We start from the raw sequence: 23,323 nt of genomic DNA, 5'->3' as shown, positions 1-23,323 counted from the left end.
AGCGGGCTAACGCAGCGCTGCGGGGCGGGGGCGTCAGTATATCAGTTCTGACATGCAATTTGACTGATGGCCAGCGGCGGAAATCCGGGGTCAGACCCGGCGGGTCTGACCCCAGCATTTGCTTTGGGGCAAGAAAATCGAATGCAAGCAAGCGTGGAAAACTACTTCTGTACAATCTTTTGCAAGGTTTGTTCCACGTAATCACCATCTTCATCGGCGAACGTCACCTTCACGGGATACCATTCCAGCGACGGCGCCAGCCACAGGTCCACTTGCTGGCCCTTCTTGTCCGGCGGCGGCGCCTTGATCAGGTGCACGGCCTCCACCAGACCCTGGCCGGTGGCGACAGTCTCCTGCTTGACGACCTTGAAGGTCCACGGCTCGGCGTCGCGTCGGCCGGCAACGAAGAAGCTCCATTCCGAACCGGGCGTGAATTTCTCGGGCGTGGCGCGCGCTATGCTGACCAATTGCCAGACGGTGCTGTTGCGGTCCTGCTCGCCGCCTTTCAGCGGATAGCTGTCGTCGCCTTCGCTGAAGACGATGGTCTTGCTGTCGCGCTTGAAGGTGGTCGTGGCCGCTTCCTTGCGGAAACGCTTTTCCACGAACTGCGCTGGCGCCAGGCCGTAATCGTCGACCGTGCCTTCGCTGCGCTGCTCGAGGATCTTGCCGAACAGGGCAGCCTTGGTTTCGGCCAGCAGCGAGTACTTGCCATCGCCGGCGCGCCAGTTGCTGACCGATTCGCCGGACAGCGCGATGCCGCGCTGCTTCGCCTTGATCGAATAGACGAGGTCAGCCGACGGCGCCAGCTTGTACGGGCGCTTGATGACGGGATGGTCCACGGGCGCGTCGGCCATGGCGGGAGCGAAGGTGGCGGCCAGCGCGCCGGCGGCCAGCAAGTGTTTCAAAGAATGCAGAGTCATCATTTATTTTCCTGTAGCGTCATTGACGCGAATTTGGGTCACGGTTTGCGTGGTCAGCGCCCCGTTCGCTTCGGTATTGCGTATTTGTACCGGATACCATTGCATCGATGGCGCCAGCCAGATATCGAGCTGCGACGAATACGTGCCGGGCTTCGGCGGCCGGCGCAAATGCCAGGTCACCAGGCGGCCCATCTTGGTCTCCAGTTCTTCCTCGCCCACCAGCTGGAAACGGAACACGGTCGCTTCCTTTTCCTCGCCGACGAGGATGTCGATATTGCCAGCCAGCTGATTGACGTCGGCGCGGCCGATGGCGGCCAGCTGGAATGGCACGGTGGCCTTGTCCTGCGCCCCCTCCTGCCATGGCGCCGTGGCCGTCGTGGCCGAAAACGTGATGGCCTTGGCGTCGCGGTTGAAATGCGTGGCCGTTTGCGCGCGGCCCTTGCGTTTCTCCGTGGCCGTGACGGGCACGATGCCGCTGCCATCGATCAGGCCTTCGCTGGTCAGCACCAGCAGGTTGATGCGCGTGATCAGCATGCTCAAACCCACTTCCAGTTTCAGCTGGTACGTGTCGCCCCGGTTGTCCCACGCCATGGCTGCCACGCCCTGCCACTTGGTGCCGTCCGCATCGCGCCGGTCCACGTGCAGGTCGAACTGGGCCGATGCAGGCGCATTCGTCTTGTAGCGCCGCGCCTGCTCGACGGGCGGCGGCGGCGGACTGGCCGGTGCCGGTGCTTCCGCCACGGCGGGCGGTGGCGCCGTGATGGCTGGCGCGCTGGCCGCCGGTGCCGCTGGCGTGACCGGCCCTTGCGGCGCGTCGCTGGCGGGCGCCGTGAACTGGGCCGTGTCGCTCGACGGCAGCTCCGTCGGCGGCGGCGGTGGCGGCAAGCGGGGCTCGGGCAAGGGCCGCAGCTTGGGCGGCGGAGGCGGCACCGGCACGGGTGCGGGCGGCTCGGCGATCAAGGCCATGCTGACCACCTGCGCATGATCCTGCCCCAGCGGCACCATGCTGGCACGCGAGGTGAGCCATTCCAGCGCCACGTAATGCAGTGCGCCGATGACCGCGACAAAAATGACGGTGCGGCGGCGCGGTGGCGAAAAGAAGGAGTCAGGCATCATAGGCCGTAGTGTAACGCCTTCCCCCTACTTCCCGCTTCTTGCCCGTACTCAACTCCTGCTGTTTTATGTAAGAAAATGTTGGCGGCTTTGCGTCAGTTGCAAGCTGATATCTGCTACGCTAGGCACATCCACCTACCAGGAGATTTCGCATGGCAAACCCGCAAATGCCCCAAATGCCGGGCGCAGCAGTTGTGACCGACACCCTCGACTTCGTCAAGAACCTGTGGGGCAGCATGAGCGTGCCCGGCATGGGCGTGCCTGGCATCACGGCGCCCACCATGTCGGTGGAAGAGCTGGACAAGAAAATCAACGACTTGAAAGCCGTCGAAGCCTGGCTGAACCTCAATACCAGCATGCTGCGCGGCAGTATCCAGGCATTGGAAGTGCAGCGCGGCACCATCGCCACCCTGAAATCGATGGGCGCTTCCCTGGCGGCAGCCATCACCCAGCCCGGCGCCAGCGAGAAATCCGTGTTTGAATCGGTACCCTACGCTTCCGCATTTTTCCAGCAAGCCGCACCCGCAGCTGCGGCGCCAGCGCCTGAACCGAAACCGGCGCCTGCCCCCGCACCGGAACCGGCTGCGGCGGCGCCCAGCGATGCCGGCAGTCAGGCGGCAGCCCAGCTGGCCAATCCAAGTGCCTGGTGGAATTTGTTACAAGATCAGTTCAAGCAGGCCGTGTCGACAGCCATGTCGCCCGATGCTGCCAGTTTTGGCGGTGGAGCGGCTGGAGCGACGGCCAAGCCAGCGGCCGGCAAATCCGCCAAGCCCGCTGAAGCAGGCACGGCAGCCAAGGCCAAGGCCCCGCTGCGCAAGGCGCCGGCAAAGCGCGCGGCACCCAAGTCGAAAGCACCAGGCAAGGCCTGATGTTTCAAGCTGGCGATATGATCAGGCGATACGATGAATGCGGATCGCCTCGATCTGATTGTCGGCTTGGCGTTTTACGTCACCGATCGTGATCAGGCCTTCGTCGGCCAGCGCCTTGGCGTGCTCGTACGAAGACTGGAATGTTTCCAGCGTGTCTCCCTTGGCGGCGACCGGGCGTACCCAGGCAACGGCGCCGACTTTCATTTTTTTGTATACTTCATTGACCACATCACGCATAGTTTCTTCCTTATTGTTGTAGAGCAACTCAAGCACGGGCGAACCCACGCTGGCCCCTAGTTTATCATCCGGCACGCTCACGCACGACTTTTCCCCCTTTTTCCGGCACCGGCGGCGCTTTTTCCGCTACCACGACGGCCTCTTCCGGCCCGGGCGGCGGCGTCAACTGCACCAGTTGCTCCATCAATTGCGCGAAGCGCTGCTGCCCTGGTGCAATTTTGTCCACATACAACAACACTTCCATGGCTTCGGCCGCCAATTCCGCCTGGTAGCCGCGCTGCTCCAGGAACGAGACGATGATTTGCGCGGAATTGAACAGGATGCGCAGGTTATTCGGCAGCTTTTCGCGCGCCGTGCGCATCCAGGCCACCGCTTCGTTGAGCTTGTCCGTCTTCCACAGCAGCACGCCCTTGTTCATCAAGTCCGACGCTTCCTTGCGCGAGGCGATGATCAGGCTCGTGCCCTCGTCGCCCATCTTCGCCTTGTCGAAAATTTTCTGCACCTCGTCCTGCACCACCTGGTTGTCGTGGTTGTTCTTGACCACGTAGCACAGCAGGCCGGCCGGCGCATCCTTGACGCCGACGGCGAACAGCAGGGTCGCCAGTTCCATGCAAATGCTTTTCTCGGGCCGCGCCGGGTCTTCGGCCAGCATGGCTTCGAGCTCGTCGCCGCACTTGCGCGCGCGCCGGTAATCGCCCGTTTCGTGGTGCACCATGCCTTCCGTGATCTTCGCGCGCAGCCCGATCTGCTCGGGCGAGAATTCGCGCTGCGCCAGCAGCAGCCACTGCAGCGCTTCCTTGGCATCCTTTTTGAGGCCGCACACGCGCGCCAGGCCCAGGTAAGCGTCCGGCGTCTTCATGACGGAAAACTCGCCGATGGAGATGCATTTGCGAAAGGCCTTTTCCGCCATGCTGACATTGCCGACCTTCAAGGCCGCCAGTCCCAGGTTGCGCTGGCGCGGCACGGAATTGGGCGACAGGCGCGCCGCCTTTTCCAGCACGCCGCACGCTTCCTCGTGCTGGCCCATCAGCTGGTAGGCGACGGCCATCTGGTCGTAGGCATCGATGTAGTACTTGTTTTCCACGATCACGCCTTGGAAGATTTGCCGCGCCGCCTCGTGCTCGCCGTTGTTCATGCGGATCTTGCCCAGGCCAGCCTTGGCCCAGCTGTAATCGCGGTCGGCCAGCACTTTCTCGTACACGGCACGGGCCTTTTCCGGCTCGCCGCTTTTCAGCAGCAACGACGCCTTCATGCGCAGCAGTTCCAGCTCGTGCAGCTTGTTAAGCTCGATCTGCGCGTCGCACAGCTTGGCCGCGCGCAGATAATCCTTTTCCATGCAGGCCTGGTCGATTTCGCGGAACACCTGCTTCTTGTGCCACACGCGGTTCAGCCGCGTCAGCAGCACGCCTTCCGTGATCGGCTTGATCAGATACGCGTCGGGCTGGTGCTCGGCCGCGCCCATCACGGATTCCACGCTTTTCTCGGCCGACACCATCAGCCACACGCTCGACGGCGCCGTCAGGTTGCGCACGCGCGTCTCTTCCAGCACTTGCTGGCCGTTCTTGCCTTCGCCCAGGTTGTAATCGCACAGCACCACGTCGTAGCGCGTCTTGGCCAGCAGCTTCATGGCTTCGCCGCCGCTGGCCGCCTGGTCGATATGGCGCGCGCCCAGGTTGCGCAGCGATTCGCGCAACAGGATGCGGATGCCGATGAAATCGTCGACCAGCAGATAATGCTTGTCGGCCCAGTCGGTGCTGCCCGCTTCGGCGGCGGTGGCGTGGCTGTCTGTCGTCATGGAATCCTCGTTCAGGGCAGGCGCAGGATGAAACAGCCGCCGCCCAGGGCACCGCCATTTTCCAGCGCGATGCTGCCGCTGCTGCCCCGGTGCTTGTGCATTTTTGCCACTTCGCTGGAAAAATACAGGCCCAGTCCCGTGCTGTTGGTGGAAAAATTCACGCCGGCCGCCATGCCATCCATGGCCGCGCTGCCCGCGTCGAGCAAGGCCTGCGTATAGCCGTCGCCATTGTCTTCCACGCGCAGCTCGAGCATGCCGCCGTGCTCCCGCACGGACAGGCGGATCGTGTCTTTCGTGTAACGGATGGCGTTGTTGATCGCATGCGCGAGCACGCCGATGACCAGGTCTTCATCGAGGGTCCAGATCAGCTCTGGCGGGCAGGCCGTCTCCAGGGCGATGCCTTTCGACGCCAGCAGGATCTTTTCCTGGTCCACCACCTGGTCGACCACCTGGCTCACCAGCTGCGGCTGCACATCAAACGGGTAGCCGGGCTTGCCCACTTCCTTGTACAGGGCCAGCAGCTGGATCAGATTATCGTTGAGGCGCTTGGTCTGGTACAGCATCTGCGCCATCTGCAGGTAGGCGGGGTCGGCCTGGGGGGCTGTTTTCGCCTGCTCGGCCGCCAGCAGCGACTCCAACGTGCCGCTGACCACGCTGATCGAGTTTTTCATGTCGTGCACGGTCGACGCCAGGAACAGGAATAGCTCGGGCGAGCTGTGTTGATCTTCCACCGGATATCTCCTTGGGCCGCAGCTTCAATATTGCCAAGGATAAATTATACCGCCAGCCTGCGGGCGCCAGCCAGCCGCGCGCAAAGTCCGTGATATGACGCAACAATGCCGCCCCCGCTTGCGCAGGGGCGGCATCAGCTTGACAAGCAGGCAAGATCAGCGGCGCGCGCCCGCCAGGCGCTTGACCACGACGATCATGCGGTCGATTTCCTCATACGTGTTGTAGAAGGCGAACGATGGCCGCACGGTCGCTTCCACGCCGAAGCGGCGCAAAATCGGCTGGGCGCAGTGGTGGCCCGAGCGCACGGCGATGCCCTCGTCGTTCAGCGCGCGCCCCACTTCCGCCGGCTCGTAGCCGGCCAGCACGAACGAAGCCACGCTCGCCTTGTCCAGCGCCGTGCCGATCAGGCGTACGCCGGAAATGGCCTGCAAGTGATGCGTCGCGTACTCCAGCAGCGCGTGCTCGTAGGCGGCGATGTTTTCCAGGCCGATGCGCTGCACGTATTCGATGGCCGCGCCCAGGCCCACGGCATCGGCGATATTGCCCGTGCCCGCCTCGAAACGGTTCGGCACGCCCTGGTAGACGGTGCGCTCGAACGTGACGTCGGCGATCATGTTGCCGCCGCCCTGCCATGGCGGCAATTGCTCGAGCAAGTCCGCCTTGCCATACACGGCGCCGATGCCCGTCGGGCCAAATACCTTGTGGCCCGAGAACACATAGAAATCCGCACCCAGCGCCTGCACGTCCACGCGCAAATGCGACACGGCTTGCGCGCCATCGACCAGCACGCGCACGCCGGCCGAATGCGCCAGCGCGATGATCTGCGCCACGGGCGTCACGGTGCCCAATGCATTCGACACCTGCGTCACGGACACGAGCCTGGTGCGCCCGTTGAGCAGCTTGCGGAATTCATCGAGGATGATCTGCCCGCTGTCGTCGACGGGAATCACGCGCAGGGTCGCGCCCTTTTCCGCCGCCAGCTGCTGCCACGGCACGATGTTGGCGTGGTGCTCGAGCTGCGAGACGATGATCTCGTCGCCGCTGCCGATGTATTTGCGGCCAAAGGTATTGGCGACCAGGTTGATGCCCTCGGTGGCGCCCCGCACGAAAATGATTTCATTGGGTGAAGCCGCACCGAGGAAATTGGCCACCTTGGCGCGTGCCGCTTCATACGCATCGCTGGCGCGCGCGGCCAATGCGTGCGCCGCGCGGTGGATGTTCGAATTCTCGTGCGCATAGAAATACGACACGCGGTCGATCACCGATTGCGGCTTGTGCGTGGTGGCCGCATTGTCGAACCAGGCCAGCGGCTTGCCGTTGACGCGCTCCGCCAGCACGGGAAAATCGCGCCGCACGGCATGCACGTCGAACGGCGCCGGCGTCTGGTGCTGGCCCGGCTTCGTCGCCGAGGGCAGCTCGGTCTGGAAATAGAACACGGGCTGGCTGTTCGCCGGCGATACGGGCAGCTGGCGCACGGGTGCCTGCTGCGGCGCGGCCTGTCCCAGACCCTGCTGCGCCAGGCCATCGAGCTTGCCGTCCGACGCCGGATAGCCATGCGCGCCACCGACAAAATAATACGGCGACGGCGCGCCGAGGCTTGATGCACGCGGCGTCGGCACGGAAGCCGGCGCCGGCGCAACCGGTGCTTCCAAAGGTGGCGTCACGGGCGGCACTTGCGCCGTCGCCACGCCAGGAGCGATGGCGGCGAAGGAAGGGCCGGGCTGCGGCGGCGGACGGTTCGCATAGCGGGGCGCCGCATCGAGCACGCTGCCGGAACCGCCGAGGCTGGGCGACTTGTCCGACGCGGGGGCCAACCCCGGAAAACGGGCAAAGAATTCACCGGCCAGGCGGTTCAAGGTCGCTTCATCGGGTAAAAACGGGACGGCAGGCAAGCCCGCCGCGCCATCACTTGTAGGTGTCTGGGTAGTCATGGTATTTACCGATCTCCACGTCTTCCAGTACGGCCAGCGCATCGTCGGTCAGCACGGCCAGCGAGCAATACAGCGAAATCAGGTAGGACGAAATCGCATGGCGGTTGATGCCCATGAAGCGCACGGACAAGCCCGGGCTTTGCTCGCCCGCCAGACCAGGCTGGAACAGGCCGATCACGCCCTGCCGCTGTTCGCCCGCGCGCAGCAAAATGATCTTCGTCTTGCCGTCTTCGATCGGCAGTTTGTCCGATGGCACCAGCGGCACGCCGCGCCACGTGAGGAACTGGGAACCGAACAGGCTGACCGTCGGCGGCGGCACGCCGCGGTGCGTGCATTCGCGGCCAAAGGCGGCAATGGCCAGCGGATGGGCGAGGAAAAAGCCCGGCTCTTTCCACACTTTCGTCAGCAGTTCGTCGAGATCGTCCGGCGTGGGCGCGCCCGTCAGGGTAAAGATGCGCTGGTCGTCATGCACGCTGGCCAGCAGGCCGTAGTCGGGATTGTTGATCAATTCGCTTTCTTGGCGTTCCTTGATCGTCTCGATGGTCAGGCGCAGCTGCTCCTTGATCTGGTCGTGCGGGCTGCTGTACAGGTCCGACACGCGCGTGTGCACGTCGAGCACCGTGCTGACGGCATTGAGGAAATATTCGCGCGGCTGGTCGTCGTAGTCGACGAAGGTTTGCGGCAGTTCCGACTCGTCGCGCTGCGAGCAGGCGACGCGCACGTCCTTCGGATTTTTCACGCGGTTCAGGCGGTAGATACCCGCTTCCACGGGCAGCCATTGCAGCAGGTGCACGAGCCAGCGCGGCGTGATCGTGGATAACTGGGGGACGCTCTTGCTTGCATTGGCCAACTGGCGCGCGGCGTTATCGCCCAGCGCGAACTGGTTCTCTGTTGCTTCTGCCATGACTACTCCTGATGAAAAAAGTGAATATGCTTATCTGAAAAACGAATAAAGTATCGGACGCCCCTCTCTTTTTCTCAACATGCTATCGCCATCATCACGGCACTTAATCCAACCGCTTTACTCCACCAATTCCGGCTCGCAGCGCGCCATCAATCCGGCCAGGCCGACGCCCAGCGCGACGGCCAGCTTTTCCACCGTCAGCAGCGACGGCGTGGCGGCGCCCCGTTCGATTTCGCCGATGAACGAGCGGTTCAAGTCGGCCGCTTCGGCCAGCCGCTCCTGCGACCAACCATGCCCTTCACGCAACTGGCGCACGGCCAGTCCAAACTGTTTGATCAACATGCTGTCCTCATGGGTGGTGGGCAAAAGCGGGGTGGGATGGTGCCGGCAATTCCGGTGCCTCCTGCTGGTTGTGCGCTTGCGTGACATGGCTGCCGGGCGCCACGCTGCGGGTCAGCCAGACATTGCCGCCAATGACGGAGCCCTGGCCGATGGTCACCCGTCCCAGGATCGTCGCGCCCGCATAAATGACCACGTCGTCCTGCACGATGGGGTGGCGCGCCAGTCCCTTTTTCAGCACGCCGTCGGCGCCGGCCGGAAAGCGCTTGGCGCCCAGGGTGACGGCTTGATAGATGCGTACCCGTTCGCCGATGATGGCCGTCTCGCCGATCACCACGCCCGTGCCATGGTCGATGAAAAAACTGCTGCCGATGATGGCGCCCGGGTGGATGTCGATGCCCGTCTGCGAATGGGCCACTTCGGCGATGATGCGCGCCACCAGCGGCGCGCCCAGTGCATACAGGGTGTGCGCCAGGCGGTAATGGATGATGGCCAGGATGCCCGGGTAGCACAGCAGCACTTCATCGACGCTGTGCGCGGCCGGGTCGCCATGGAAGGCGGCCGCCACGTCCGTGTCGAGCTGGGCGCGGATGCGCGGCAGCGCGCGGGCGAAGCGCTGCACGATGGCCAGCGCCTGCTGTTCGATGGAGACCGTCTGCTGCAAGCCGTGCTGGCGCGCGTGGTAACTGAGTTCGCGCCGCACCTGTTCGTGCAAGCCCGTGAGGTTCGTGTCGAGCGTGTGGCCGACAAAGAAATCTTCGCTCTCCTGCTGCAGGTCGAGGGGGCCCAGGCGCATGGGGAACAGGGCCGCGCACAGGGCTTTGATGATGTCGTGCAAGTGCTGGCGCGACGGGAATTCGCGCGCGCCGCACTCCTGGTTGCTGGCCAATCCTTCGCGCCACTGCTCGCGCACGGCGCGCAATTCATCGACGATCTGGCGCAGTTCCCATTGCGGCTGCGCGGCAAGGGAGGCGGGGGGAATGGCTCGCTGGTTCATGGTGGTCCCGGGAAGAGGTTCAGTCTTGCAGCCAGGGCAGCGCATGCCAGCGCCAGCCACCGCTGTGGCCGCGCTGCTGCTGCTCGTCAAGGTCGCCCTCGAAGCCTTGCGCGATATTGAAGACGTGCGTGAAACCGGCCTTGGCCGCCGCTTCGGCGGCCGCGGCCGAGCGCTTGCCGCTGCGGCACAGCAGTACGACGACGGCCTCCTTGCCGCCCACCTTTGCTTCCAGTTCGCGCGTAAAGCGGGGATTGCGGTTCATGGCCGTGCCGGTGGCCCACGCCACGTGCAGCGAGGCGGGCACGTAGCCGACGAAAGTGCGTTCTTCATGCGTGCGCACGTCGACCAGCACGGCTTTGCCGGCCTGCACCAGTTGCCACGCATCCTGCGCGCTGACGATGCCCGCATACGGCAAGCCCTGCGCCTGCGCCTGGGTACGCGCGAGATTGAGCACTTCGTCAAAAGCCGCCTCGCCATGCGCGGCGCGGGGATCGAAAATCAGTTCTGCAGCAGCCATCTTTCCACCTCTTTATTCCGTCGTCAAAAACCAGCACGAGTCCACTGTAGCGAACTTATGTTGTTCGGAAAACAAATTAAAAAGAGTTTGGAAAGCTGAAAAACGTATATGGAGATATTGCAGCGTAAAGCCGGGGTCAGACCCGCCGGGTCCGACCCCGGAATTTGCCTTTGGGTGTCCTCAGGAAGCGCGGCGGCGTTCGCGAAGTAGAAAACGCGCCGGGTCAAGCGCCTCTGCCAACTGACGTTCCAGCGGCAGCGGCTCGCCTTCCAGCTGGCACGCCAGCAGCTCGGCCGCCAGCGGCGCCCAGATCAGGCCGCGCGAGGCGTAACCGAGCAAGCCAAACAGGCCGGGCCAGCGCGGCACGTCGCGCAGCCGCTCGCAGCGGCCTGGCGTGCCGGGATCGGGCAAGGCACCCGCCAGCGGCAAGCGGTCCGGCGCCATGCAGCGAAAGCCCGTGCGCCCGGCCAGCGGCGCGGCGAACGGAGCCACACCCAGGATGCCGGCGATCTTTGCGATATTGTCTTCCTGGCTCGATGGGCGCAACTTGGCGTCCGTATCCGCATCGTAGCTGGCGCCCACGCAGACGACGCCCTCGTGCGCCGGCGTCATGTAGGCCTCGCGGCAGACGACGAACGGCAACGACGGCAAGCTGCCTTCGGCCAGGTGCGTGACCTGACCGCGCACGGCGTCCAGCGGCAGGCCGGCCGCCTGTTCAAAATCGATGGCCCCCGTGCCCGCCGCCAGGATGACGTTGGGCGCGGCCGCGATCAGGGCGCCGTCCGCATCGCGCACCAGCCATTCCTGGTCGCCACGTTCCAGACGCAAGGCGCTGCTGGAAAAGCGCCGCGTGAGCAAGGCGCCGCAGGCGTCCAGCATGGCCGCGCAGACGGAAGACGGGCGCGCCCAGCCGCCCTGCTCGAACCACCAGGCGCCATCGGGCGCCGGCGCGCCCAGCATGGCGGTCGCCTCGGGCGCTTCCAGCCAGCGGGCGAATTCACGCGGATACAGGCCACTGGCGGCGATCTGCCGCTGCACCTGCGCATGCGCGCCGTCGCGCGCCAGGTGCAGCACGCCGCTTTGCGCACCCTCGATGGCGGCGCCGATGCCGCCCAGGTCTTTCCAGCGGTTCAGCGAATACAGGTAGGCGGCGCGCACGAGGCGCGTGGCGATATTGTCGTCCTTCGACATCAGCGGCATGAAGATGCCGGCCAGGTTGCCCGAGGCCTCACTGGCCGGTTGCATGTGGCGCTCGACCAGGGTCACCTTCCAGCCGCGCGCGGCCAGCCGTTCGCAGGCGGCCGCGCCGGCCACGCCCGCGCCGATGACGATGGCGCGCCGCTCGGGCGTGGTGACGGCCGCGTACTCTGCGCGCCGCGCATAAAACACGGCGCGCAAACGGCTCTCGTCAAAAACAAAGCCATTCTTTTGCAGGGCCGCGCGCTGCGCCTCGTCCAGATGCACGGCTTGCAGACGGGCGCCATCGGCCATCAGGCGCGCCAGCACCGGCGTGGCTGGCGGCACCCAGGCCAGGTGTACTTCATCGACGCGCGCCGACAGTTGCGCCAGGCAGGCATCGGCTTCGCCGATCAGCACATCGAGCGTGACGAGGCCATCGTGCGAGACCATGCGATGCAGGCCCGGCACGCAGGGCGGCCATTGCGCACGCCACTCTTCGGGCAAGTGGCGCGCATCGACGGGACGCGGCGCCAGCGCGATGTAATGCAGGCGGCGACCGCCATGCGCCGCACAGGCGGCACGCAAGCGGGCGCCGTCAAAATCCGTATCGAGCAGGACGAGCACGCGGTGCATCAGCGCCCCGCGCGGCAAAAGCAGGCGGGCGCATGGTCATTGATCATGCCGATGCCCTGCATGTAGGCGTAGATGATGGTCGAGCCGACGAACTTGAAGCCCAGCTTGAGCAAGTCTTTCGACAGTTGGTCGGACAATGCCGTCTTGGCGGGGAATTCACCCGGCTGCCAGCTGTTGACGATGGGCTGGCCATCGACATACGCCCACAGGAAGCCGTCCAGGGTCTGGCCTTGCGCGCGCAGGCGCAAATAGGCTTGCGCATTCGTGATGGCGGCCGCCACCTTCAGGCGGTTGCGCACGATGCCGGGGTCCGCCAGCAGCTGCGCCACCTTGTCCGGGCCATACGCGGCGATCTTTTCCGCGTCCCAGTCGTCAAACGCGGCGCGGTAGGTGTCGCGCTTGTTGAGGATGGTTTCCCAGCTCAGGCCAGCCTGCGCGCCTTCCAGGTTCAGCATCTCGAACAGCCGGCGCTCGTCGTGGCAGGGCACGCCCCACTCCGTATCGTGGTAATCGAGATAGCGGGGATTGGCCGGGTTGGCCCAGGAGCAGCGGATGGTGGTCATGGTCGTGTTCTTAATGTGCAGGCAAGTGCCAGTATAGTTTATCGGCCGCGCAGGATGCGGCCCAATTCCTGCAAGCCGTGCTCCATCTCGGCCGGGGGAATGGCCGCAAAGCCCAGCAGCAGCCCGGGCGGCGTGGCGCACTCGGGCCCCGCCGCCGGATCGGCATAGTGGTTCAACGGACGCAATTCGATGCCCCGTGCCAGGCCCGCGCGCGAGACCGTTTCTTCATCGTGGCCGGCGCGAAAATACGCGCACAATTCCAGGCCGCTGTCGGCCGGGCCGCACGCGAGCTGGTCGCCCAATTCGCGCGCGATGCCGCGCACCAGCAGGTCGCGCCGTTCGGCATTGCTGTCGCGCGTGCGGCGGATATGCCGGCCAAAGTGGCCCTCGGCGATGAAGTCGGCCAGCGCCATCTGCGGCACGATGGCCGTGTGCCGATCCATCACGGCCTTGGCTTGCACCAGCGCGTCGGCCAGCGCGGGCGGCGCCACCATGTAACCCAGGCGCAGGCCAGGGAACAGCACTTTCGACAGGGTGCCGACATACACCACGCAGCTGGCCCGGTCCAGGCTTTGCAGCGAAGCCAATGGCGCGCCCGCGTAGCGGTATTCGCTGTCGTAATCGTCTTCCACCAGCCACGCCTTGTGCTGTGCGGCCCAGGCCAGCAAGGCCAGGCGGCGGGGTAAACTCATGCTCACGCCCAGCGGCATCTGGTGCGACGGCGTCACGTACGCCAGCTTCGCCTGCGGACAGTGCGCCACGCCATACGCCACGTCCAGCCCCTGCGCATCGACGGGGACGGGAAACACGCGCGCACCGGCCGCGCGCAGCGGGCCGCTGGCGCCCCGGTAGCCGGGCGACTCCATCCAGACCGGGTCGCCGGGCGCCAGCAAAATGGTCGACAGCAGGAACAGCGCCTGCTGCGAACCGGACGTAATGACGATCTGCTGCGGCGTGCACTGGACACCGCGCGACGCCTTCAAATACACGCACAGCAGTTCGCGCAGCGGCAGGTAGCCGGCCGGATCGCTGTAGCCGAAATGGTGGTCGGGCCTGCGCCAGCGCCGCGCTTCCAGGCGATTCCACACGTCGAACGGGAAATGGTCGATGCGCGGCATGCCGACACGGAAGGCCCGCAGCGGGCCACGGTGGAACGCCACCTGGCGCATGGCCGTCACCACGCCCTGGCCGCGCGCTGACAGGGGGCGCAGCAGGCCAGGCGCTTCCATCTTGGCGGCCGGCGCGGCCATGGGTACCTCGACGCTGACGAAGGTGCCGCGCCCCACGGCGCCATCGAGATAGCCTTCGGCCGTCAGAAGCGCATACGCATTGAGCACCGTCTGGCGCGACACGGCCAGCAGGCGGCAAAAATCGCGCGTGGGCGGCAGCTGCATGCCGGGATTCATGCGGCCATCGAGGATGGCGGCCTTGATGGCCGCATACAGCTGGCGAAACAAGGGTTCGCTGGCGCCGCGCCGCAGCGGCAAGGTGGCGATGATCTGGTGCAAATGGGAAGCTGGCATGGCGGCACTCTCGAATTGGTAGCTTCAAGATAGCACTTATTGGCTGTTTTAAATAGCCAAGACTGGCGCTAAGATGGCGCATCCCCCTCTACTCTTGCGGAGCACCCATGCATCAGTTTTTCGCCACCGTGGCCTGGCAGCGCGACGGCCAGGATTTCGCCGGCCAGCGCTACAGCCGTGGCCATCAATGGCAGTTCGACGGCGGCCTGACGGTAGCTGCCTCGTCGTCGCCCCTGTCCGTGCCGCTGCCCATGTCGGTGGCGGCAAATATCGATCCGGAAGAAGCGCTGGTGGCGGCCACGTCGAGCTGCCACATGCTGTTCTTCCTGTCGCTGGCGGCGCAGCGCGGCTACGTCATCGACGATTACCGCGACGAAGCCATCGGCGACCTGGGCAAGAATGCACAAGGCCGCCTGGCCATGACGCGCATCGTGCTGCGTCCGCGCATCGCGTTTGCGGGAACGCCGCCCTCACCCGAGGCGCTGGCCGCCCTGCACCACGACGCGCACGAACGCTGCTACATCGCCAATTCGCTGACGGCCGACGTGGTCGTGGAAGGAGCTGATTAAATGTACTCGCCCGCCAGCTTTCGCGAAGAGCGCCTCGACGTGCTGCATGGCTTGATCGACACGCATCCGCTGGGCGCGCTGGTGCGCCACGATACCGATGGCTTGTGCGCCGACCATCTGCCGTTCGAGATCGCCGCGCCCACGCTTGACGCCCCATTCGGCACCCTGCGCGCTCACGTGGCGCGCGCCAATCCGCTGTGGCGCGCCGCCAGCGGGAACGACGAAGCACTGGTGATCTTCCAGGGCCCGCACGCCTACATCACGCCCGCCTGGTATGCGGAAAAGCAGCGCAGCGGCAAGGAAGTGCCGACCTTTAATTACGCGGTCGTGCACGCCCACGGCCCCCTGCGCGCCATCGACGACGCGGCGTGGCTGCTGGGATTGGTGGAGCGGCTGACGGCGCGCCATGAGGCAGATCAAGCCGCGCCATGGCGGGTGAGCGACGCGCCGGCCAGCTATATCGAGAAACTCTTGAAAGCCATCGTCGGCATCGAAATCCCCCTCACGCGCATCACGGGCAAATGGAAGTTGGGCCAGAACCGCAGCATGCAGGACCAGGCCACCATGGCGCGCGAACTGGCCTCCGGCACCCAGCCCGGCGCAGCGCAGGCCCTGGGTGCGCTGATCGCCGCCAACGTCACGCCAGCCAGCTGACGGTCGCCGAAAACGTCAGGAACGACAGCGCCGTCGAGACCAGAATAATGCGGGCGATGCGCGCCGTCGCTGTGCTCTCGACGATGCGCAAGGCGCGCAGCGAGGCCCGGGGCCACGCGGCCACCCTCACGCCAGCCAGCTGACGGCCGCCGAAAACGTCAAAAACGACAGCGCGGTCGAGACCAGGATGATGCGGGCGATGCGCGCCGTGTTAGCGCCGAAGCGCTCCGACAGCAGCGAGACATTGCTGGCGCTGGGCAGGCAAGCCACCAGCACCATGCAGGTCAGCGCGAACGGATCGAGCGGCGCGCCCAGCGCGATGGCCGCATGGCCAACACCCCACACCAGCAGCGGATGCAGCAGCAGTTTTTTCAGCGCCACGGGCACATACTCGCCCAGCGGCGCCGGATCGGCCGTGCTCATTTGCGAACGGGCCAGCACGGCGCCGATGGTAAACAGGGCAACTGGCGAGGCGGCGTCGGCCAGCAGGTCCACCGTCTGCATCAATGGCTTGGGCAAGGCCAGTTCCAGCCACGACGACATGGCGCCCAGCACGATCGCCCACGGCATCGGGTTGCCCAGCATGCCCTTCATGGCGTTGACGATGGCGGCGCGGCTGCCGTGCGCGCCGCCGCTGCCGATACGCGACAGGGCGATGCACAAGGAACTGGTAATCAACATGTCGACGACGATGGTGACGATGACGGGGCCCGAGGAACGGGGTCCCAGCAAGGTCAACAGCAGGGGCACGCCCATGAAACCCGTATTCGGGAAGGCCGCCACCAGCGCGCCGAAGGCGGCATTGTTCCAGTCGATGCGGTGGCTCAAGGTCATGGCCGTGGTGACGCCCACCATTATCAGTGCGCACAGCAAGTAGACGCCGAACACGCTGCCATCGAGCAGCTGCGCGATGGGCGTGGCGGCGCCGAAGCGGTACAACATGCACGGCAGCGCGAAGAACAGGACAAAACTGTTCAAGCCGCCGATGGCGGCCAGCGGCAGCAGCGTACGCCGCACGGCCAGGTAGCCGCACAGTACCAGGGCGAAGAAGGGAAAGGTGATGGCGAGGATGGTCAGCATGAAGCGCCATTGTAGCGCGCTGCTGCGGCTGGCCGCCGGGCGCAAAAAAAGGCCGCTCGCGCGGCCCAAGGAGGTTTCGGGAAAGCGCCAGCGGCTATGGCTTGAGCTGGGCGCGGATCTCGCCGGCCGGGTAGGCGGCGCTGTGCACGTTCACGTACAGGTTGCCTGCCTGGTAGCTCGCATACTGGGGCGGCGTGAGCATGGCGCCGGCCGGCACGGCAAACATGCCTTCGGCCGTTTTCACCAGAGGCATGATGACGGGGCCGTTGGCGCCGGCCGGCGCTTCATGGATATGCGCGACGGTGGCCACCATGCCCGTGTAGCGCACGCCGCCGCTGACGCTGCGGTCGTGGGCGACACGGATATTACTGCTGCCGCTGGCCGTGCTCGTATTGGCCGGCACTTCCTGCGCGCCCGTCAAGGTGACGTCATGGCCGCCCGGCTGATGCGGGCCATGGGAACAGGCGCCCAGCAGGGCGGCCAGCGCCAGCACGGTGGCGGCGCGGCGAGCGTGTTGTGGCAATGTAGTCATCGCAGTACTCCTTCAACGGACATCGGGTCACGGATGGCGCCTCGCCCTGCACAGCCAGGCCTGCGCCGCACTTGCATTGCATAGTGCGACGGTAACGCCATGCCGTGCAGTCCGTCTTGCTTTGCGCCAAACTCGGCGCACCTCCGCCAGCGCGTCTTCAGGCCAGATGCCCTTCCGCCACCCAGCCGCGGTTGGCGGCCGGCGCCTTCGGCTTGGGCGCGATGCCGCTGCTTTTTTCCGCGTCGAGGATGATGCTGCGCATGCTGTCGCTGGCGGCAGGCCCTGGCGCGAACGCGTAATACTCGTCATTGATGGGCAAGCCCGTCGTGGCATCGACCAGCACCGGATCGGCGGCCAGGCCCGTGTCGCGGCTGGCGATGACGAGGCTGGCGCCTTCGGGCGCAAAGTTTTCATTGCCCCAGGCGATAAACGCCAGCAAGACGGGCTTGAAGGCGCGCCCGGACTTGGTCAGCACGTAGTCATAGCGGGGCGGCTTGGCGCAATACAGGCGGCGCGTCATCAAGCCGCCTTCCACCAGGTCGGCCAGGCGGCGCGTCAGGATGGTGGGGGCGATCTTGAGGCTTTTTTCAAATTCGTCGAAGCGCGTCTTGCCGTAAAACGCTTCGCGCAGGATGAGGATGCTCCACCATTCGCCCACCTTGCCCAGGCTGCGCGCAATCGGGCAAGGCAAATTATTAAAGTTGGTATGTTTCATGGCCATCTCCTCACATTGATTCAACACAACAATCGAAAAAAATTTCAGTTGCAACACGGAAACTTAGTTACTATCATTTTGAAAGTGAGCTGCTTGCCCCTGCGGCGGGCTGAAAATACACGAAAACTCACACTTTCCTTGTTCAAGTACAATCATGGCTGGTTCTGCTCTCCCAATCCCGGTGCGAAAAACGGTGCCAGCCACGCCTTCCGGCGCTGCTGCCCACGCCCGTTTTTCACTCGATGCGTTCACGATGACCCCTTTGAAGCTTGCCGTACTGCCTGCCCTGCTCGCCCTGTCCCTTTGCCAGACCACCACCGCCGGTACCGCCGCTTCCGCAACGCTGCAGGCCACCTTCGTCGTGCAGGAAGCGTGCACCATCATCTCGCAGCGCAACATCACCCAGGTACGCTGCCAGCACAACACGCCTTATCTGCTGCACCAGCAGGCGACGCCATCGGGCGCCGGCCTCGTTACCGTCACGTTCTAAAAATAAATCGTTGCCGTCACCGTGTCCTTGTAGTCGCCGGGGCGGGGCGACACCTGCGCCGGCACGCGGCCGTAAATCGTCAGCGGCACGCTGGCGCCCGTGCCCGTGCCCGTCACCATGCTCGTGCCTGCCGTGCCATCGCCCCAGGGCGCGCCATCGAGCGTGGATGACAGCAGGTAGCTGACCTTGTCCGTCGTTAAGAGGTTTTTCATTTGCCGGTTGGCCACATTGGCCGCCACGCTGCCGCCGTTCAGGGCAATCTGATAGGCGTTATTGTTCACGCAGCGCACGGACAAGGTGCTGGTGCTGCGCAAGTTGCCCGTCAGGATGGAGGCGTTGGCGAACGCCATCGGGCTGGCCGCGATGGTGCAGTCGTTGACGGCCGTGGCACTTACCGTGAAACCGAAGCTGCCGCTGGTGGCCGAGCACCCCTGCAGGTTGACGAGGCCATACGTCGTGTACGTGTAGGTGCCCACGCCGGCAAAGCTCGACGCATAGACGGTATTGGCGTTGGCGACCGTGGGTACGGCGGCCAGGGCCGTGCCGGCAGGAATCTTCGCGTACACGGTAAAGGTAGTGGAATACGTGCCGGGCGGGGCCAGCAAGCCGGCAGACAGGGTCATGCCGAAGGTCGATGGCGCGCCCGCCACGCCGGCGCCGCCCCAGATCTTCGCCGTCGCATATGAACTGTCCACGTACACGTTGTACTCCATGCGGTTGCTGCCATTGCCCAGCTTGCGCGGCAGGGCCGAGGTGGAATTCGTGCCCAGCCCCAGCGAGATGCACACTTGCGCATTGGGCGTAAGCAACTGTCCCAGGTTCAGCGACGAAAACAGGCAGCTGAAGGTGCCCGTGGCCTGCGCCACGTAATCGGTGCCGGAAATCGGGCTGACGGAGCCGAAATTGATATTCGTCATGCTGACCGTGCAGGTATCGGCCGCCTGCGCCACACTACCCCAGGCGCAGCCCAGCAGCAAGGTCAGCCATGGCAGCAGGCGGCGCATCAGCGGCCTCCTCCGGTGGCAGCGCAGCGCAACGGCCCGATCACGGGCAAGCCGCCCGCGGCAGGACGCACATACGCAAAGCCGACCGTGCACGCGCTGTCGCCCTCGCCCACTTGCAACTGATTCTGTTCGCGCAGATCGTCGACGAAAATGATGCCGTCAAAGCCCACGACCGTCTGCTTGCCGCTTTGCACATGCAGCACGGGCAAGCCCGTGGCCAGCGGCTTGCCATCGGCGCTCTGCACGATGACGGTGGCGGCGCTGTAGCGTTCGACGGGAAAGGCCGCCAGCACGCCGGCCAGGTGTTGCGGTACAACCGTCATATTGGTCACGGGTACGCGCGCGTCGACTTCGAGTTCATCCGTGGCGATGCTGATCTGGTTATTGCCATAGGGATTCAAATTCGGCACCAGCAGATAGCCGCTCCCGCCCGTCACGCCGATCTGGCGGTTTTCATGCAGCACAGGAATATTGCCCACGCCGCCAGTGGAGACCAGCGCAAAACCGTTGCCCACCTGGCGCGTCGTCTCGACATGGCCATCCATCAATACCAGCGCGCCAGCCGCGCCCAGCGAGGAGGCATTGCCCATGCTGCTGCTTTGCGTGCGCGCACTCACTCGGCCGTCATTGCCCAGGTATTCCACTTGCGCCTGCCGGTAGGTATTGCCACCCACCGTGCCAGCTTGCAAGTTCCAGCCGAAGCCGCCGCCAAAGTCGGCCGCGCGCTGCGCGCTGACGCTGCGGCCGCTCTCGCCGTTTTGCCGGCTGGCGCTCGTGCTGATGGACAGATTATTGTCGAAGGCCGTGCTCAGGCCGACATAAAATCCCCGTTTCTCGCGTTGCCGCAAATCCTGGAACAGGCTGGCGTTCAGGAACAGGCCGTGCAACAGGGTGGCCGAATAGCCCAGGGTGGCCAGCTTCGATGACGGTGCGCCCGGTGCGCGGTAGCGGATATAGCTGCTGCTGATGCTGCTTCCCGCCGGCAAGGGCAAACTTACGGTAAAGCGGTCCGCCGCGCGCACCACGGGACTGCCGTCGCGCGAGGCCAGGTCGCCGAATCCGGCGCTGGCGCGCACGCTTTGCACGTCGACGCTGAAGCGCGGCCCCATGTACTGGTAGCCTGCGCCCAGCTGCGCGCCACGGCTGTGGCCGGCGCTGGCCGACAGCGATCCGCTGAGCACGCCCGCCTGGCCCAGCCGTACCAGCGCGCCCGCCCCCGCCTGATACAGGCCGGCAGCCAGTTCCGCATGGCCTTCGATGGTGAAGCTGTCGCTGACGCCATGGCGGACGGAAGCGCTGGCAACGAGCTGCCGCTCATAGCCGAACAGGCGGCGGCCATAGTCGCGCCGCACGGCGCCCGCCTCGACCGAATAATCGCTCAAGCCGGCAGCCAGCATGCGCGTATCGACATACAGGGGCAGCACGGTCGTCACGCTGCGCCCCAGGGCATCGCGCGTGATGAGGGTGGCTTGCCCGGCGCCATTGATGCCGGCCACCTGGTTCAGCACGAACGGACCGCTGGGCACGCTGGCAGCATATTGCTGCACGCCATTGACGTACAGGCTCAGCGATGAGGGCACGAGCGCCGTGCCATCGACGGAGGCGACGGGAAAGGTCAGCAGGTCGGGGCGCAGCTGGAAATTCTTGCGCCACTGCACGCCGCCCACGCGCACGGCGCGGCTCCAGCTGAGCGAAGACGAAATCAGGTCGCCCACTTGCCACGTCTGCAGGGTCTCGGGGTCGGCGTGGCTCCAGAAGGTGTCAAAGCGCATGTACTTGCGCTGGTCCGACCCCAGGTTCACGGTGCCGGTATTGCTGAACACGCCACTGTCATTGAAATAGCGCAAGTCGTTGAAGATGGCGGCGCGCCGCGTCCGGCCCAGTTCCGCATAGGCTTCGTAATTGAGGACGGCGCCGGGCGTGACGCGCGACGGCGGCGTCTGCGGGGCCAGGCGCGCGTTGATGCGGTACGGCGAGCGCAAGTCGTCCGCCACCTGCAGCGACACGCTCTGGCGCGCCGCATCATAGTCATAGCTGAGTCCGGGAATCGCATCGAGCGCCACCTCGGTCTGACCGGGTGCGGACAGGCGCGCCGGGTCCAGCCCCAGCTGCTGCAAGTTCGCCACACTGCTGCGCAAGCCTTTGCCCACCTGGGTAAAGCGCAAGATCAGCCCGGTTGATTCAGCATTCACAGTCACCTCCAGATACAGTTCATTCGGCGCCATCGGATCGCTCGGCAAGCTGGCCGGTCCCGGATCGGCACCCGTTTCGGCGGCCGATCCATCGGCCCTGGCCACCGGTGCCATGGCCAGCAACAGCAACAGCAACAGCAACAGCAAGGATGCCAGTGCGCGTCTCATGGTTTAACCCGGTTCGCGGCAAGCCCGCCCGCCATGGCGGCCCGGTTCAAGGTGTCGAATTCGTGGCAACGAGCGCCTTTGCATTCACGTTTGCCGCAATACTCAACGGTCCATCCAGTTCGGCCTCCCTAGCGACGGGCAGGCGCCAGACGCGCATGCGTGCCGCCAGGACATAGCCAAACAGGCCCTTGCTGATAACAAACTCCTTGCCCGCCTGGTTCGTCAACGTCATCGCACCGATCTGTGCATGGAAATTGCCGCTGTTCTTGACACGCAACATCCACTCGCCCCGCTCGCGAAACACTTGCCAGTCGAGTATTTCCTTGCCCGGCGCACCGGCCGGCAGCACGAACACGGGCACCGAATAGCGCAGGCGGATATCGATGCCGCTGCGGCCCGCTCCATCTTCGCGGCTGACTTCATCGATGAGCACGCGATACGTCTTTTCCTGCACCACGGGACCGGCCTGGGCACGCACGAGGCGGATGGTCTGCCGGCTGTTGGCGGCAATTTCCACGATCGGGGGACTGGCCACCAGTTCCTGCGTCGGCGCCAGGGTTTCCTCGCCATCGCGCTGCTCCCAGGCAAACACCCGCACCTGTCCGTAGATGGGCTGGTCGCCGAGGTTTTGCAGGCTGATGCCGGCCGCATTCTGTGGCGCGCGCAAATTGAGCGTCACCGGCGAAATCTGCAGATTGGCGCCGTGTGCGCCCGCCGCACAGCAGGCCAGCAGCGCCAGCACGCTTTTCATCAGGGAAACAGCACCGGCCTTCACGCAGCGCCTGGCTTAAAAGTACACCGTGGCCGTGATGGTCGACTTGTAGGTATCGGGCGCCGGTGTCGCTTGCGGCGGAATATTGCCGTACACCGTGATCGGCTGCGATGAACCGTTGCCGGTGCCGCCGACGGTATTCGTGCCCTGGGTATCGCCCCACAAGGTGCTGCCGGCCGTCTGGTACAGATTGAACTGCACCGTCCCCAGGTTGCCGCCCGTGCCGCTCATATAGCGCGTGGTGCCGCTCGATCCCGTGCCCGAGCCGGCCGTCAGGCCCACGTTATACAGCGTGGTATTGGTGCAGGTGACATTCACGGTCGTATTGACGTTAACGGCAGTAGCCAGTACACCCTGACTTTGGCCAAAGTCGAGATTGGCCGCCGCGATGGTGCAATTGGCGATGATTTTCAGGGTGACGTCAAAGGTGGTGGTGGCGCTGCCATTCAGATACACGGCGGCGTCGGCGCTACGCGGCAGGAACGCCGTGGCGGCAACCGCCACGCTGGCGGCAACGATAAGGCGGGGAAAAATAACTCGCAACATGATACCTCCTGATGATGGAACATCATTAATGAGCCCACCAATATGAAGGGCATCGAGGATAGTCACGGTATTGCCGGCGTTTTCTCGGGCACGCAAACCAGGACGACAAAAAACTTGTGCCGAGAGTCAGGAACCCGGGGACTCCGGCATTGTTTGCAGCATTTGCAAAACAGATTTTTTGGCAATCGACATTGCTTAAAATCAATGCATGAGCGAATTATTGGCGATCTGGGAAATCCGCGCTTCTTCTGGCGGAGAAACATCTTTTGAAACACGAGAAAAGCAGAAAAAAAAGAAAAAGCAGGGCATAATAAGCAACAACTTGCTATTTGGTTAAGTCATCCATGCC

The 23,323-nt window shown here is 64.7% G+C and carries 26 protein-coding genes; 5 read left to right on the top strand and 21 right to left on the bottom strand.

All coding sequences use genetic code 11. The features are described from left to right. Nucleotides 1–161 precede the first annotated feature (161 nt). A complete protein-coding gene (locus tag SKZ59_RS15370; RefSeq protein WP_319992223.1) occupies nt 162–923 on the bottom strand; it encodes a DUF3108 domain-containing protein in 762 nt (253 codons plus the stop codon). Then, complete coding sequence (locus SKZ59_RS15365; protein WP_152546480.1) at nt 924–2,036, bottom strand: DUF3108 domain-containing protein; 1,113 nt, start codon at nt 2,034–2,036, stop codon at nt 924–926. Nucleotides 2,037–2,185: 149 nt separating this feature from the next. Here SKZ59_RS15365 and SKZ59_RS15360 point away from each other — a divergent pair, with 149 nt between their 5' ends. After that, nucleotides 2,186–2,902 carry a PhaM family polyhydroxyalkanoate granule multifunctional regulatory protein gene (locus tag SKZ59_RS15360; protein WP_034753455.1) on the top strand — a complete coding sequence of 239 codons (717 nt, stop codon included), beginning with the start codon at nt 2,186–2,188 and terminating at the stop codon, nt 2,900–2,902. Between the two features lie 21 nt (nt 2,903–2,923). Here SKZ59_RS15360 and SKZ59_RS15355 read toward each other — a convergent pair whose 3' ends face one another. From SKZ59_RS15355 to SKZ59_RS15305, 11 genes are all read right to left on the bottom strand, one after another. Next, a complete protein-coding gene (locus SKZ59_RS15355; protein ID WP_230516689.1) occupies nt 2,924–3,220 on the bottom strand; it encodes a hypothetical protein in 297 nt (98 codons plus the stop codon). Then, complete coding sequence (locus SKZ59_RS15350) at nt 3,204–4,934, bottom strand: response regulator (protein ID WP_319992222.1); 1,731 nt, start codon at nt 4,932–4,934, stop codon at nt 3,204–3,206. The genes SKZ59_RS15355 and SKZ59_RS15350 overlap by 17 nt, the downstream gene beginning before the upstream one ends. An 11-nt stretch (nt 4,935–4,945) precedes the next feature. Next, nucleotides 4,946–5,665, bottom strand: coding sequence for a sensor histidine kinase (locus tag SKZ59_RS15345; protein ID WP_070305412.1), 720 nt, complete (start codon nt 5,663–5,665; stop codon nt 4,946–4,948). Nucleotides 5,666–5,821: 156 nt separating this feature from the next. After that, the gene (locus SKZ59_RS15340) at nt 5,822–7,597 is read right to left on the bottom strand and encodes a family 2A encapsulin nanocompartment cargo protein cysteine desulfurase (protein ID WP_319992221.1); all 1,776 of its coding nucleotides are present in this window, start codon (nt 7,595–7,597) and stop codon (nt 5,822–5,824) included. After that, nucleotides 7,572–8,501, bottom strand: coding sequence for a family 2A encapsulin nanocompartment shell protein (locus SKZ59_RS15335; RefSeq protein WP_319992220.1), 930 nt, complete (start codon nt 8,499–8,501; stop codon nt 7,572–7,574). Before SKZ59_RS15335 ends, SKZ59_RS15340 begins: the two co-directional genes overlap by 26 nt. A gap of 117 nt (nt 8,502–8,618) precedes the next feature. Then, nucleotides 8,619–8,843, bottom strand: a complete 225-nt coding sequence (locus SKZ59_RS15330; protein WP_319992219.1) for a helix-turn-helix transcriptional regulator — start codon at nt 8,841–8,843, stop codon at nt 8,619–8,621. A gap of 7 nt (nt 8,844–8,850) precedes the next feature. Then, nucleotides 8,851–9,837 carry a serine O-acetyltransferase EpsC gene (gene epsC, locus SKZ59_RS15325; RefSeq protein WP_319992218.1) on the bottom strand — a complete coding sequence of 329 codons (987 nt, stop codon included), beginning with the start codon at nt 9,835–9,837 and terminating at the stop codon, nt 8,851–8,853. A gap of 19 nt (nt 9,838–9,856) precedes the next feature. Further along, a complete protein-coding gene (locus SKZ59_RS15320; protein WP_083292998.1) occupies nt 9,857–10,354 on the bottom strand; it encodes a rhodanese-like domain-containing protein in 498 nt (165 codons plus the stop codon). A 180-nt stretch (nt 10,355–10,534) separates the two neighbouring features. Continuing rightward, the gene (mnmC, locus tag SKZ59_RS15315; RefSeq protein WP_319992217.1) at nt 10,535–12,166 is read right to left on the bottom strand and encodes an FAD-dependent 5-carboxymethylaminomethyl-2-thiouridine(34) oxidoreductase MnmC; all 1,632 of its coding nucleotides are present in this window, start codon (nt 12,164–12,166) and stop codon (nt 10,535–10,537) included. Beyond that, nucleotides 12,166–12,729 carry a DNA-3-methyladenine glycosylase I gene (locus SKZ59_RS15310; RefSeq protein ID WP_072457054.1) on the bottom strand — a complete coding sequence of 188 codons (564 nt, stop codon included), beginning with the start codon at nt 12,727–12,729 and terminating at the stop codon, nt 12,166–12,168. Before SKZ59_RS15310 ends, mnmC begins: the two co-directional genes overlap by 1 nt. Before the next feature lie 38 nt (nt 12,730–12,767). Further along, nucleotides 12,768–14,252, bottom strand: coding sequence for a PLP-dependent aminotransferase family protein (locus tag SKZ59_RS15305; RefSeq protein ID WP_319992216.1), 1,485 nt, complete (start codon nt 14,250–14,252; stop codon nt 12,768–12,770). 107 nt (nt 14,253–14,359) lie between these two features. Between SKZ59_RS15305 and SKZ59_RS15300 the strand changes: the two genes are divergently transcribed. Continuing rightward, on the top strand, nt 14,360–14,821 hold the full coding sequence (locus SKZ59_RS15300; protein ID WP_319992215.1) for an OsmC family protein: 462 nt from the start codon (nt 14,360–14,362) through the stop codon (nt 14,819–14,821). Then, nucleotides 14,822–15,475 (top strand): FMN-binding negative transcriptional regulator, encoded by a 654-nt coding sequence (locus tag SKZ59_RS15295; RefSeq protein ID WP_319992214.1) that lies wholly within the window; start codon nt 14,822–14,824, stop codon nt 15,473–15,475. It begins immediately after the preceding gene. Here SKZ59_RS15295 and SKZ59_RS15290 read toward each other — a convergent pair. The 4 genes from SKZ59_RS15290 to SKZ59_RS15275 all read right to left on the bottom strand — a co-directional run bounded on the left by SKZ59_RS15290 (nt 15,459) and on the right by SKZ59_RS15275 (nt 17,802). Beyond that, nucleotides 15,459–15,599 (bottom strand): hypothetical protein, encoded by a 141-nt coding sequence (locus SKZ59_RS15290; protein WP_319992213.1) that lies wholly within the window; start codon nt 15,597–15,599, stop codon nt 15,459–15,461. The two genes, SKZ59_RS15295 and SKZ59_RS15290, sit on opposite strands and share 17 nt — an antisense overlap. A gap of 2 nt (nt 15,600–15,601) precedes the next feature. After that, nucleotides 15,602–16,555, bottom strand: coding sequence for an AEC family transporter (locus SKZ59_RS15285; RefSeq protein ID WP_319992212.1), 954 nt, complete (start codon nt 16,553–16,555; stop codon nt 15,602–15,604). Nucleotides 16,556–16,649: 94 nt separating this feature from the next. After that, a complete protein-coding gene (locus SKZ59_RS15280; RefSeq protein WP_070305399.1) occupies nt 16,650–17,087 on the bottom strand; it encodes a CHRD domain-containing protein in 438 nt (145 codons plus the stop codon). 157 nt (nt 17,088–17,244) lie between these two features. Then, nucleotides 17,245–17,802, bottom strand: coding sequence for a winged helix-turn-helix transcriptional regulator (locus tag SKZ59_RS15275; protein WP_034753667.1), 558 nt, complete (start codon nt 17,800–17,802; stop codon nt 17,245–17,247). 253 nt (nt 17,803–18,055) lie between these two features. Between SKZ59_RS15275 and SKZ59_RS15270 the strand changes: the two genes are divergently transcribed. Further along, entirely contained in the window at nt 18,056–18,292 is a 237-nt protein-coding gene (locus SKZ59_RS15270) for a hypothetical protein (protein WP_319992211.1), read from the top strand. Here SKZ59_RS15270 and SKZ59_RS15265 read toward each other — a convergent pair. Genes SKZ59_RS15265 through SKZ59_RS15250 form a run of 4 tightly spaced genes read right to left on the bottom strand, consistent with a single transcriptional unit; the run spans nt 18,289 to nt 22,974 of the window. After that, entirely contained in the window at nt 18,289–19,296 is a 1,008-nt protein-coding gene (locus SKZ59_RS15265; protein WP_070305397.1) for a spore coat protein U domain-containing protein, read from the bottom strand. The two genes, SKZ59_RS15270 and SKZ59_RS15265, sit on opposite strands and share 4 nt — an antisense overlap. Beyond that, complete coding sequence (locus SKZ59_RS15260) at nt 19,296–21,656, bottom strand: fimbria/pilus outer membrane usher protein (protein WP_319992210.1); 2,361 nt, start codon at nt 21,654–21,656, stop codon at nt 19,296–19,298. Before SKZ59_RS15260 ends, SKZ59_RS15265 begins: the two co-directional genes overlap by 1 nt. A 46-nt stretch (nt 21,657–21,702) precedes the next feature. Beyond that, complete coding sequence (locus SKZ59_RS15255; RefSeq protein ID WP_254798671.1) at nt 21,703–22,431, bottom strand: molecular chaperone; 729 nt, start codon at nt 22,429–22,431, stop codon at nt 21,703–21,705. Nucleotides 22,432–22,443: 12 nt separating this feature from the next. Then, on the bottom strand, nt 22,444–22,974 hold the full coding sequence (locus tag SKZ59_RS15250; protein WP_034753434.1) for a spore coat U domain-containing protein: 531 nt from the start codon (nt 22,972–22,974) through the stop codon (nt 22,444–22,446). Between the two features lie 208 nt (nt 22,975–23,182). Here SKZ59_RS15250 and SKZ59_RS15245 point away from each other — a divergent pair, with 208 nt between their 5' ends. Next, the gene (locus tag SKZ59_RS15245; RefSeq protein WP_257620510.1) at nt 23,183–23,311 is read left to right on the top strand and encodes a hypothetical protein; all 129 of its coding nucleotides are present in this window, start codon (nt 23,183–23,185) and stop codon (nt 23,309–23,311) included. Nucleotides 23,312–23,323 lie beyond the last annotated feature (12 nt).

The sequence above is a fragment of the Janthinobacterium sp. GMG2 genome, assembly GCF_033949445.1.
GTDB classification, from domain to species: domain Bacteria; phylum Pseudomonadota; class Gammaproteobacteria; order Burkholderiales; family Burkholderiaceae_D; genus Janthinobacterium; species Janthinobacterium aestuarii.
The sequence above is the reverse complement of the archived record's forward strand: the minus strand, read 5'-3'. Positions and strand labels throughout refer to the sequence as shown.

Excerpts from the sequence above, each read along its gene's own strand:
- SKZ59_RS15295 (WP_319992214.1), top strand. The coding sequence starts at position 14,822 with ATGTACTCGCCCGCCAGCTTTCGCGAAGAGCGCCTCGACGTGCTGCAT.
- SKZ59_RS15260 (WP_319992210.1), bottom strand. The coding sequence starts at position 21,656 with ATGAGACGCGCACTGGCATCCTTGCTGTTGCTGTTGCTGTTGCTGTTG.
- SKZ59_RS15335 (WP_319992220.1), bottom strand. The coding sequence starts at position 8,501 with ATGGCAGAAGCAACAGAGAACCAGTTCGCGCTGGGCGATAACGCCGCG.
- SKZ59_RS15265 (WP_070305397.1), bottom strand. The coding sequence starts at position 19,296 with ATGCGCCGCCTGCTGCCATGGCTGACCTTGCTGCTGGGCTGCGCCTGG.
- SKZ59_RS15350 (WP_319992222.1), bottom strand. The coding sequence starts at position 4,934 with ATGACGACAGACAGCCACGCCACCGCCGCCGAAGCGGGCAGCACCGAC.
- SKZ59_RS15270 (WP_319992211.1), top strand. The coding sequence starts at position 18,056 with ATGACCCCTTTGAAGCTTGCCGTACTGCCTGCCCTGCTCGCCCTGTCC.
- SKZ59_RS15300 (WP_319992215.1), top strand. The coding sequence starts at position 14,360 with ATGCATCAGTTTTTCGCCACCGTGGCCTGGCAGCGCGACGGCCAGGAT.
- SKZ59_RS15285 (WP_319992212.1), bottom strand. The coding sequence starts at position 16,555 with ATGCTGACCATCCTCGCCATCACCTTTCCCTTCTTCGCCCTGGTACTG.
- SKZ59_RS15365 (WP_152546480.1), bottom strand. The coding sequence starts at position 2,036 with ATGATGCCTGACTCCTTCTTTTCGCCACCGCGCCGCCGCACCGTCATT.
- SKZ59_RS15360 (WP_034753455.1), top strand. The coding sequence starts at position 2,186 with ATGGCAAACCCGCAAATGCCCCAAATGCCGGGCGCAGCAGTTGTGACC.
- SKZ59_RS15275 (WP_034753667.1), bottom strand. The coding sequence starts at position 17,802 with ATGAAACATACCAACTTTAATAATTTGCCTTGCCCGATTGCGCGCAGC.
- SKZ59_RS15245 (WP_257620510.1), top strand. The coding sequence starts at position 23,183 with ATGAGCGAATTATTGGCGATCTGGGAAATCCGCGCTTCTTCTGGCGGA.
- epsC (WP_319992218.1), bottom strand. The coding sequence starts at position 9,837 with ATGAACCAGCGAGCCATTCCCCCCGCCTCCCTTGCCGCGCAGCCGCAA.
- SKZ59_RS15330 (WP_319992219.1), bottom strand. The coding sequence starts at position 8,843 with ATGTTGATCAAACAGTTTGGACTGGCCGTGCGCCAGTTGCGTGAAGGG.
- SKZ59_RS15310 (WP_072457054.1), bottom strand. The coding sequence starts at position 12,729 with ATGACCACCATCCGCTGCTCCTGGGCCAACCCGGCCAATCCCCGCTAT.
- SKZ59_RS15320 (WP_083292998.1), bottom strand. The coding sequence starts at position 10,354 with ATGGCTGCTGCAGAACTGATTTTCGATCCCCGCGCCGCGCATGGCGAG.
- SKZ59_RS15305 (WP_319992216.1), bottom strand. The coding sequence starts at position 14,252 with ATGCCAGCTTCCCATTTGCACCAGATCATCGCCACCTTGCCGCTGCGG.
- SKZ59_RS15250 (WP_034753434.1), bottom strand. The coding sequence starts at position 22,974 with ATGTTGCGAGTTATTTTTCCCCGCCTTATCGTTGCCGCCAGCGTGGCG.
- SKZ59_RS15340 (WP_319992221.1), bottom strand. The coding sequence starts at position 7,597 with ATGACTACCCAGACACCTACAAGTGATGGCGCGGCGGGCTTGCCTGCC.
- mnmC (WP_319992217.1), bottom strand. The coding sequence starts at position 12,166 with ATGCACCGCGTGCTCGTCCTGCTCGATACGGATTTTGACGGCGCCCGC.
- SKZ59_RS15370 (WP_319992223.1), bottom strand. The coding sequence starts at position 923 with ATGATGACTCTGCATTCTTTGAAACACTTGCTGGCCGCCGGCGCGCTG.
- SKZ59_RS15280 (WP_070305399.1), bottom strand. The coding sequence starts at position 17,087 with ATGACTACATTGCCACAACACGCTCGCCGCGCCGCCACCGTGCTGGCG.